Source organism: Novosphingobium profundi, assembly GCF_018491765.1.
GTDB classification, from domain to species: Bacteria; Pseudomonadota; Alphaproteobacteria; order Sphingomonadales; family Sphingomonadaceae; genus Novosphingobium; species Novosphingobium profundi.
The window spans coordinates 1-9,776 of record NZ_JABWCU010000048.1 but is presented as its reverse complement, the minus strand read 5'-3'; the positions used below and the strand labels follow the sequence as shown (position 1 = coordinate 9,776).

Genomic DNA, 9,776 nt, shown 5'->3' with positions numbered 1-9,776 from the left:
TACCAGCGCACCGCCCATAGGATGACCTCTCCGGTGAAGTGCCGCCCCTTGAAATCGTTCATCGCAACCGATCCTGCCAATCCAGCAGCCCAATCTTGGCCACTGCGCCAGAGTTTGCAACAGAGCCCGCTACGACAAGCTTGCGGCCAACTTCCTATCGGGCGTGGCACTCGCCACTGCCATCGCCTTCTGGCTCTGAACGAGTCTGGACCCTAGATAACATGGTTCGCTATATTCTTTTCGGAAACACCATTCCGTCATCGAGTGGGCAAAGCGATAGATGAAATCCCGTTTCTGGCGCAAAGCATATGGCGGCTATGCGCGATCACGGTAGCCTTGATCATGGAAGTGATACGTCAGGCGACCAAAGAGCTATCTAGATTTCATTGTCGTCGTGAATTGCGGTTTCAGAGGATCGTGGGTTTTATCTCACTTGGCTATCCATGCTTCGACCAGCTTGACCGCATCCTCTACTGTTTTGACCTCACCGGCGGCTTCATCCGGGATAGTGAGTCCGAATTCGTCTTCAAGCGCCATCACAACTTCCAGCACATCGAGACTATCCACGCCGATGTCATCGTAGAAAGACGAAGCAAGGGCAATCTGATCCGGATAGACGCCGAGCTGACGGCTAATGATCCTGAAAACTCGGGGAGCGATTTCTTCCATCACAAAGCCCTCGCGCGGACACTATCGGCTAGGAAACAGGGCAGATTCTCGTAAACTCAATCATCGCAGAGCAACGATATTGTCCTGCGGCCAGTAAATTCATCATGCCTTGCTGAGCATTTTCTCGGCGCTCGTTTTCACAAAATCCGAAATCTGTCCTGACATCATTTTGAGGAACAGCGGTACGCTGACGTCGCCGCGAATCTCGCTATCCTCAATGTCGAGTTGCACCGGGATATTCTGCCCCATCGCCCCGATGACCAAGTGTAGTGCGTAGTCCGATACCCACTCGGAACTGAGCGAACCGCCTCCCGGGATATGCGCTGCCAGCTTGGGCAGGCCGGCCTCGATCCTGCTCTTCGCTTCGATTTTACCAAGGCTGTGCGGGATAACGACTTCCATATCTTCTTTCCTGTTCAGGCCGCCCGATCGACGAGCAGCAAGGTCGATGTCGCGGAGGCATAGAGTTTGCCGGCCATGTCGATCAGACGCGCCTCGGTATGCGCCACCCTCTTGCCCATCGACACCACCTGGCCGATTGCACGGACCATCCCGACCCTGTCGGTCAAGGGCGCATGATAGGCGACCTTGAGTTCGAGCGTGACGCAGTTGATGGGCACTTGGGCCGCGGAGTTCGCCGCGATGCCGCAGGCCGAATCCAGCAGCGTCGCGGCATAGCCACCATGGGCGATGCCCATGAAATTGTAGGTCTGCGAGGTGGGCGTCGCGACAAAGACGACCTTCCCCTCCTCCGCCTCAAGCAGATCGATGTCGAACAGGTCCATCATGGGCGGCCGGGTGCCGGCCGCCATGAACTGTTCGATCTCTTCCAGACCGGTCATCGCTTACCTCAAAGCTTTTCGGTCAGTTCAGGAACGATCTTGAAGAGGTCGCCGACCAGGCCGATATCGGCGACCTGGAAGATGGGCGCGTCCTCATCCTTGTTGATCGCGATGATGGTCTTGCTATCCTTCATGCCAGCAAGGTGCTGAATCGCACCCGATATGCCGACGGCGACATAGACTTCCGGCGCCACGATCTTGCCGGTCTGGCCGACCTGAAAATCGTTGGGCGCATAGCCAGCATCGACCGCCGCGCGGCTTGCGCCCACACCCGCGCCCAGCTTGTCGGCCAGCGGATCGATCACGCCATGAAACTGCCCGGCCGAGCCCAGCGCTCGCCCGCCCGAGACGATGATTTTGGCCGAGGTGAGTTCCGGGCGCTCGGACTGGGCGATCTCGGCACCCACGAAGCTGGAAAGTCCCGCATCCGTGCCCGTCGCAGCCTCGATACTGGCCGAGCCACCCTCGCGGGCCGCCTTCTCGAAGGCTGTGCCACGCACCGTGATAACCTTCTTTGCATCAGACGACTGGACCGTCGCGATCGCATTTCCCGCGTAGATGGGACGCGTGAACGTGTCAGCGCTTTCCACCGACAGGATGTCGCTGACCTGCATCACATCAAGCAAGGCCGCCACGCGCGGCGCGATGTTCTTGCCATTCGAAGTGGAAGGCGCCACGAACGCGTCATAGCCGCGCATCAGGTCCGCGACGGCCGGCGCGACATTCTCGGGCAAAGCGTGTTTGAACGCCGCATCGTCGAACGTTACGACTTTGGCGACACCCGCGACCTTCGCAGCAGCCTCGGCCACGCCGCCGATGCCCGCACCGGCAACCAGCAGATGGACCTCACCAAGTTTGGCAGCGGCGGTGACGGCCGATAGCGTCGCATCCTTGACCGACGCATTGTCATGTTCAACCCAGACGAGCGTATTCATAACTTATTCTCCGAGAAATCCGCCCCCGCTTCATCTCTGTGCGCACAGGATGAAGCGGGGTGCGCCGTCACTTGCATGGGAGAGGTTCGGCAAGTTCGGCGCGTTTGAAAGTTTATCAAATCGCCATTTCCTTGAGCCTGGCGACCAATTCATCGACGTCGGCCACCTTGATGCCCGCCGAGCGCTTGGGGGGTTCGGTCACCTTGAGCGTCTTGAGGCGCGAGGCGATCTCAACACCGAGATCGGCCGGCGTCTTCGTCGCCAGCGGCTTGGATTTGGCCTTCATGATATTGGGCAGGCTCGCATAGCGCGGTTCGTTGAGACGCAGATCGGTCGTCACGATCGCCGGCAGTTTGAGGCTTACGGTCTCCAGACCGCCATCCACCTCACGGGTCACCGCGACAGTCTCGCCCGATACTTCGACCTTGCTGGCGAATGTGCCCTGCCCCCAACCGAGAAGGGCTGCCAGCATTTGGCCGGTCTGATTGGCATCATCGTCGATGGCCTGCTTGCCGAGGATCACCAGGCCCGGAGCCTCCTCGGTGGCGATGGCCTTCAGGATCTTGGCGACGGCGAGCGGCTCGACCTCATCGTCAGTCTGGACGAGGATCGCGCGGTCGGCCCCCATGGCGAGCGCGGTGCGCAGCGTTTCCTGCGCCTTGGCGACGCCGATCGACACCACCACGATTTCGGTCGCGACTCCCTTTTCCTTGAGGCGGATAGCCTCTTCGACGGCGATCTCGTCGAACGGGTTCATCGACATCTTCACGTTCGCCAAATCGACGCCCGTCCCATCCGCCTTCACGCGCGGTTTCACATTATAATCGATAACCCGCTTGACGGGCACAAGCACCTTCATGGATCAATCCTACTCTGATTGTAATGCCGCCTGATATTCGGCAATGAGTCTCTCACAGATGGATCGGGCCGGTTGGACGGCAGTGGTAGCGCCGACACCGTGGCCTGCCGACCAGATCGTCTTCCAGGCCTTGGCCTCCTCCGAAACCGAAAGCGCGCCATGTGGCTCAGGGAGAGTCGCGGCTTCCAGCGAGGGCCGGAGAAAATTGGCCCCGACGCCGGTGACCCGGTCCGTATAGACGATATCCGCTGGTCCGGCCCCGATCACCATGTCTTTCTGTGCCGGCGAGGCGAGACTCTCTTCCGACGCGATGAAGTGGGATCCGATATAGGCAAGATCGGCCCCCATCATCTGCGCGGCCGCGATCTGGTGGCCGCGCGTGATGGCGCCGGAAAGCGCCAGCGGCCCCTGGAAGAAGCGCCGTATCTCGTCAACCAGTGCGAACGGGCTCATCGTGCCGGCATGTCCCCCCGCGCCGGCAGCGACCGCGATCAGACCGTCGACGCCAGCTTCGAGCGCCTTTTCCGCATGACGCACGTTCGTCACGTCGTGAAAGACCAGCCCGCCATAGCCCTGAACCACCTGGACAAGATCCGCGACGGCGCCGAGCGAGGTGATGACCAATGGCACATGGTGCCGAACGATCAGTTCCAGATCGGCGTCGAGCCTCGGATTGCTCTTATGGACGATGAGGTTGACGCCGAAGGGCGCCGCTCCCGGCATGGGAGCCAGCCGCTCCTCGATTTCATCCAGCCATTCACCGAAACCTTGACTGGTGCGCTGGTTGAGCGCCGGGAAAGTACCAAGCAGTCCCGCCTCGCAGCAACTGACGACAAGGTCCGGTCCCGACACAAGGAACATCGGCGCAACGATGGCTGGAATGGCCAGCCGCTTTTCGAGGCTTGCCGGAAGCGTCAAAACACGTCGTCTTCCAGCGCCATCAGCGACTTCTTGCCCGCCTTGATCGCCAGGAAGCTGGCGGTCGCCTGAGGCAGGATACGCTCGAAGAAGAACGTCGCCGTCTTGATCTTGGCATCGTAGAAGCGCTTGTCCTCGCTGCCGAAGAAGAGCTGCAAGCCTGCGATCTTGGTCGCCTTGGCAAAGCAATAGCCCATGGCCACCAGGCCCATCAGACGCAGATAGTCCGCCGACGCCGCGCCCGCCTCTTCGGGATCCTTGAGCGCCCGCTGCGCGACCGTGGCCGTCGAAAGCTGCAGCGCCCCGAACGCCTTGGCGAGCGCCTCGATCATCGGCTTCATCGGTCCGTCGACGTTGTTTTCCTCGATGAAAGCCGACACCGGATGGAAGAAGCTGCGCAGATAGCGGCCCATATGGGCGCCGAGCTTGCGGCCGACGAGATCGAGCGCCTGAACGCCGTTCGTCCCCTCATAGATCATGGTGATCCGGGCATCGCGGGCATATTGCTCGACGCCGCTTTCGCGGATGTAGCCGTGGCCACCATAGCATTGGACCGCAAGGTTCGCGCTGTCGAACGCAAGGTCGGTGAAGAGCGCTTTGACGACGGGGGTCATGAGCGCAATGAAGTCACTCGCACGCTGGCGCACTTCGGGTTCGGGAGAATGTTTTTCCGCGTCCAGGGCGCGCGAGACCCAGGCCGAGAGCGCCCGGCATCCCTCATTATAAGCCCGCATCGTCATCAACATGCGGCGAACATCGGGGTGAACGATGATCGGATCGGCTGCCTGATCGGGATATTTGGGTCCCGAGAGCGCCCGACCCTGAATACGATCTTTCGCATACCAGGCCGCCGCCTGATACGCCGCCTCGCCCACACCCAGGCCCTGGATGCCGACGGAGACACGCTCCGTGTTCATCATCGTGAACATGGCGGCCATGCCCTTGCCAGGCTCACCGACGATCCAGCCGATCGAATCATCGAAGTTCATCTGGCACGTCGCCGACGCCTTGAGACCCATCTTGTGCTCGATCGCGGCGCAGGCGACGCCGTTCGATTGACCGGGAGTACCGTCCTCCCTGGGCAGATATTTGGGGACGAGAAACAAGCTGATGCCCTTCACGCCCTTGGGGGCGTCGGGCAGGCGGGCGAGCACGAGATGGATGATATTCTCGGTCAGGTCATGCTCACCGGCGGAGATGAAGATCTTGGAGCCGGTGACCTTGTAGCTGCCATCGCCCTGCGGGACCGCGCGGCTGCGCAGGAGCCCGAGATCGGTACCGCAATGAGGCTCGGTCAGGCACATCGTGCCGGACCACTGGCCGCTCACCATCTTGGGCAGGTAGGCCTGCTTGAGCGCGTCACTGCCATGGCCATCGATCGCAGTGGTGGCACCATGGGTGAGGCCCGGGTAGAGGCCGAAGGAGAGGTTGGACGAGCAGATCATCTCCTCGACCAGCTTGTTGACCGCTTCCGGCAGCCCCTGCCCACCCCATTCCGGATCGGATGCGAGCGCGGTCCAGCCACCTTCGGCGAACTGCTTATAGGCTTCGGGGAACCCCGCCGGCGTCCGCACGACGCCGTTTTCCAGATGACACCCCTCCTCGTCGCCCGACCGGTTGATCGGCAACAGGACGTCGCGACAGAAGCGCGCCGCCTCCTCGAGGATCGCATCGGTGAGATCCGGTGTGAACTCCGACAGTGCGGGAATATCCCCGAAGCCGTCATCGGCATGGAGTTCGTTGAGCACGAAGCGCATGTCGCGCAACGGGGCGTCATAGACTTGCATATTTATATCTCCTGACCGGTCGGCCATCCGGCCGCCGGCCGCCAATCAGTTACGCAGCGGCTTGCCGGTGACGAGCATTTGCTCGACGCGCGCCTGGGTCCGCGGGTCGCGCACCAGTTGCATGAAGGCCTTGCGCTCGAGCGCCAGCAGATCCTCTTCGGTCACGATGTCGATGAGATCCTTCTCGCCGCCCGTCAGGACGTCGGCGAGCGCGCCGGATACGACACCATCGTAAGATGTGGCGAGGCCACGGGCCTGGAAGCCTTCGACAGCCATCGAAAGAGCGGACTTGCCTCCCGCGCCAGGCAAGCGGAATTCCGGAGCCACAGGCGGTTTGTAACCGTCGGCCAGTTCCAGTGCCTTCGCCTTGGCGTCCGCCAGCAGACGGTCCCGGTTCATCGTAATGCCGTCCGAGGGACGCAGGAAGCCATGCTCCTTCGCCTCGGCGGCCGACTTTGCCACAGTGGCTGTCGATACCGTCTCGAAGACCTTGGCTACGGCCGGCATCGGCCCCTTGGGCATGCCGGGACTGGAGCGCCAGCGATCGATCATTTCACCGCATCCGCCCCAGCCAGGGATCAGACCCACGCCGCACTCGACCAGACCCACATAGCTTTCGGCATGGGCCTGCACGGCATCACTGTTGAGCAGGATCTCGCAACCGCCGCCCAATGCCATGCCGGCCGGAGCGCTCACGACCGGGAACAGCGCATATTTGAGCGCCTTGTAGGCCTGCTGCCCGCCCGCGACGAGCTTTTCGATCTCGCCCCATGCCGCGATGTTCAGTGCGAACAGAGCAAGACCGAGATTGGCGCCGGCGGAGAAATTGCTGCCCTCATTATAGACGACGAGCGCCTTGAACTTGTCCTGCACGACCGGGATCGCCTGACCGATCAGCTTCATCACATCGCCGTCGAGCGCGTTCATCTTGCCGGTGAACTCAAGGCAGGCAACGCCGTCGCCGACATCCCAGAGTGCCGCCGAACCATTTTTGAGGATCGGCTGGCTATGGAGCTTGATGTCTTCCAGCAGCAGCACGCCCTCGGGCCGCACGACATCATGATAGTCGCCGGCGGCATCGAGATATTGCCGACGGCCGTCCTGCACCCGGTAGAAAGGCCGATCTCCGGCTACCTTGAGGATCGCGGGAACATCCCGCCCCTCGGCGGCCAGCCGTTCGGCGAGCTTGCCCGGCCCGAGGCGATCGATCAGTTCGAACGGCCCGAACTTCCAGTTGTAGCCGAGCTTCATCGCGTCATCGATGCCGACGATGTTGTCCGCAGCTTCACCGACCAGACTCGCGGCATAGGAAAGAACCTTGCCGAGAATTTCCCAGGCATAGGCCCCGACCTTGCCGGGCGCAGCAACCAATGCTGCCAGGTCCTTCTCGGCCCGGCCCGGCAAGGAAGCCGGCTTCACCGATACGCGATATTCGCCGGTCGCGAGATCGAGCGCTTTCTTGGTCTTCGTCGCCTTGTCGAACGCGTAGAAACCGCCCTTGCCCTTCCGCCCGGTAAAGCCTTCCGCGATCATCCTGTCGACGAGCGGCATCGGCCTCACCGTGTCGAAATAGGCGTCACCTGCCGGCAGCGTCGAGGACAGGCTCTTCGTGAGCAGCGGCATGAGGTCGACGCCAACGAGATCGACAAGGCCGAAAATGCCGGTCTTGGGCACGCCCATCGGCTTTCCGCCGATCTGGTCGGCTTCCTCCACCGTCAGCCCCTGGTCCATCGCGGCATTGATCGCGACGGCCAGCCAGTAGGTACCGATGCGATTGGCGATGAAGCCCGGCGTGTCCCGCGCCGGCACGATGCGCTTGCCGAGCTTTCGATCGACGAAATCCGAGACGCGCCTCGCCACAGCCGTATCAGTGTCGGGGCCGGTCACGATTTCGATGAGCCGCATGTAGCGCGGCGGATTGAAGAAATGGGTGATCAGGAAGTCCTGTTTGAACTGATCGTCCCGCCCCTCGACCAGATGGCCAAGCGGAATCGTCGAGGTATTGGACGATACCGCCGTGCCCGGACGCTTGAGCTGCTCGAGCTTGGCGTAGAGCGCCTGCTTGATGTCGAGCCGTTCGACGATCGCCTCGACGATCCAGTCGCATTCGGCCACCCGCTCGAGATGGTCGTCGATATTGCCCGTTTCAACGAGCTTCGCCGCAGCCTTCGACATGAAGGGCGCCGGATCGGTCTTCAGCATCTTCGCGACCGCACCCTTCGCCACGGCGTCACGATCGCCGCCCTCCTTGGGCACGATATCGAGCAGCAGCACCGGCACGCCGGCATTGGCGACCTGCGCTGCGATGCCGGCGCCCATGACGCCTGCGCCGATCACGCAGACCTTTTTGATGGTTTCCGGCGGGGCGCCGACTGGCTTGATGGCCTGCTCGCTCATTCCGCCGCCTCCAGCACGGTGGCGATGCCCTGACCGCCGCCGATGCACTGGGTGGCAAGCGCATAGCTGCCGCCTTCGCGCTTCAGCAGAGCCGCGGCCTTGCCCACGATCCGCGCACCGGTCGCCCCCAGAGGGTGGCCTATCGCGATGGCGCCGCCGTCCAGATTGACCTTCGACTGGTCAAGCCCCAGGTCGCTGATGCAGGCCAGTGACTGGCTCGCAAAGGCTTCGTTGAGCTCGACAACGTCAAGCTGGTCCACACTGAGCCCCGCCCGCTGCAGCGCCTTGCGCGAGGCCTCGACCGGTCCGATGCCCATGATCTCCGGCTGGCAGCCAGAGACAGCAACCGACTTGATGCGGGCAAGGATCGGCAGTCCATGCGCGCGCGCATAATCCTCGCTCGTGACCAGGATTGCGCTTGCGCCATCGGTCAGCGGCGAGGACGTTCCCGCCGTTACCGTGCCGTCCTGGCTGAAGGCCGGCTTCAGCCCGGCGAGGGTTTCCGTCGTCGTGCCGGCACGCGGCGTGCCATCCTTGTCGACCACGCCCGCCTTGGTCGTGATCGGCACGATCTCGGCCTCGAGCTTGCCGGCCGCGATAGCCGCGGCCGCCTTGTCCTGACTGGCGACCGCAAAGGCTTCCTGCTGGGCACGGGTGATCTGATATTTGGTCGCGACATTCTCCGCCGTGTCGCCCATGCCCATATAGGCGGCGCTCTTCTTCGCGAGCTCGGGGTTCGGCAGCGGATTGAACCCCATCATCGGCACGCGGCTCATCGACTCCACGCCCGCGCAGATGAAGGCCTCGCCGGCGCCAAGCTGAATCTGGCCCGCAGCGATGTGGACCGAGCTCATCGACGATCCGCAGAAGCGATTAACGGTCATGCCGCCGACAGAGAGCGGCAGGTCGGCGAGAAGACCGATAAGGCGCGCGATGTTGAAGCCCTGCTCGCCTTCAGGAAAAGCGCAGCCCAGCACGATATCCTCGATATCTTCGGCCTTCACGCCGGTCTGCTGAATCAGTCCGCGAATGACCTGAGCGGCCAGATCGTCAGGGCGGACGCGCGCCAGCGCGCCCTTGCCTGCCAGGTGAAAGGGGGACCGGGCATAGCCCGCAACAACCACATTACGCATCGATGATAGCCTCTCCAGGGAATCGGACATCTGATTACCTAATGGTGCGTGAAATGACGTTTACGTCAACTAAAATCTTTGGCACTCTTCTCACGCCGTCGAGGGAATCGGCTCTGTTGCAAACTCTGGCGCAGTGGCCAAGATTGGGCTGCTGGATTGGCAGGATCGGTTGCGATGAACGATTTCAAGGGGCGGCACTTCACCGGAGAGGTCATCCTATGGGCGGTGCGCTGGTA

The 9,776-nt window shown here is 62.1% G+C and carries 9 protein-coding genes; all 9 read right to left on the bottom strand.

What is annotated here, in order from left to right; translation table 11 throughout:
• Window positions 1-429: 429 nt before the first annotated feature.
• The gene (gene acpP, locus HT136_RS25640; protein WP_004206981.1) at window positions 430-669 is read right to left on the bottom strand and encodes an acyl carrier protein; all 240 of its coding nucleotides are present in this window, start codon (window positions 667-669) and stop codon (window positions 430-432) included.
• Window positions 670-771: 102 nt separating this feature from the next.
• Window positions 772-1,071: a polyhydroxyalkanoic acid system family protein gene (locus HT136_RS25635; RefSeq protein WP_004206980.1), complete on the bottom strand. Its 300-nt coding sequence runs from the start codon at window positions 1,069-1,071 to the stop codon at window positions 772-774.
• Between the two features lie 14 nt (window positions 1,072-1,085).
• Complete coding sequence (locus HT136_RS25630; protein ID WP_004206979.1) at window positions 1,086-1,511, bottom strand: PaaI family thioesterase; 426 nt, start codon at window positions 1,509-1,511, stop codon at window positions 1,086-1,088.
• An 8-nt stretch (window positions 1,512-1,519) separates the two neighbouring features.
• On the bottom strand, window positions 1,520-2,446 hold the full coding sequence (locus HT136_RS25625) for an electron transfer flavoprotein subunit alpha/FixB family protein (protein WP_004206978.1): 927 nt from the start codon (window positions 2,444-2,446) through the stop codon (window positions 1,520-1,522).
• 115 nt (window positions 2,447-2,561) lie between these two features.
• Window positions 2,562-3,305: an electron transfer flavoprotein subunit beta/FixA family protein gene (locus HT136_RS25620; RefSeq protein ID WP_004206977.1), complete on the bottom strand. Its 744-nt coding sequence runs from the start codon at window positions 3,303-3,305 to the stop codon at window positions 2,562-2,564.
• Between the two features lie 9 nt (window positions 3,306-3,314).
• Window positions 3,315-4,223: an NAD(P)H-dependent flavin oxidoreductase gene (locus HT136_RS25615; RefSeq protein ID WP_164523917.1), complete on the bottom strand. Its 909-nt coding sequence runs from the start codon at window positions 4,221-4,223 to the stop codon at window positions 3,315-3,317.
• Window positions 4,220-6,010 (bottom strand): acyl-CoA dehydrogenase C-terminal domain-containing protein, encoded by a 1,791-nt coding sequence (locus HT136_RS25610; protein ID WP_213504630.1) that lies wholly within the window; start codon window positions 6,008-6,010, stop codon window positions 4,220-4,222. Before HT136_RS25610 ends, HT136_RS25615 begins: the two co-directional genes overlap by 4 nt.
• A 45-nt stretch (window positions 6,011-6,055) precedes the next feature.
• Window positions 6,056-8,407, bottom strand: a complete 2,352-nt coding sequence (locus HT136_RS25605; protein WP_004206971.1) for a 3-hydroxyacyl-CoA dehydrogenase/enoyl-CoA hydratase family protein — start codon at window positions 8,405-8,407, stop codon at window positions 6,056-6,058.
• A complete protein-coding gene (locus HT136_RS25600; protein WP_004206969.1) occupies window positions 8,404-9,540 on the bottom strand; it encodes a thiolase family protein in 1,137 nt (378 codons plus the stop codon). The genes HT136_RS25605 and HT136_RS25600 overlap by 4 nt, the downstream gene beginning before the upstream one ends.
• Window positions 9,541-9,776: the final 236 nt, after the last annotated feature.

Excerpts from the sequence above, each read along its gene's own strand:
- acpP (WP_004206981.1), bottom strand. The coding sequence starts at position 669 with ATGGAAGAAATCGCTCCCCGAGTTTTCAGGATCATTAGCCGTCAGCTC.
- HT136_RS25635 (WP_004206980.1), bottom strand. The coding sequence starts at position 1,071 with ATGGAAGTCGTTATCCCGCACAGCCTTGGTAAAATCGAAGCGAAGAGC.
- HT136_RS25630 (WP_004206979.1), bottom strand. The coding sequence starts at position 1,511 with ATGACCGGTCTGGAAGAGATCGAACAGTTCATGGCGGCCGGCACCCGG.
- HT136_RS25625 (WP_004206978.1), bottom strand. The coding sequence starts at position 2,446 with ATGAATACGCTCGTCTGGGTTGAACATGACAATGCGTCGGTCAAGGAT.
- HT136_RS25620 (WP_004206977.1), bottom strand. The coding sequence starts at position 3,305 with ATGAAGGTGCTTGTGCCCGTCAAGCGGGTTATCGATTATAATGTGAAA.
- HT136_RS25610 (WP_213504630.1), bottom strand. The coding sequence starts at position 6,010 with ATGCAAGTCTATGACGCCCCGTTGCGCGACATGCGCTTCGTGCTCAAC.
- HT136_RS25605 (WP_004206971.1), bottom strand. The coding sequence starts at position 8,407 with ATGAGCGAGCAGGCCATCAAGCCAGTCGGCGCCCCGCCGGAAACCATC.
- HT136_RS25600 (WP_004206969.1), bottom strand. The coding sequence starts at position 9,540 with ATGCGTAATGTGGTTGTTGCGGGCTATGCCCGGTCCCCCTTTCACCTG.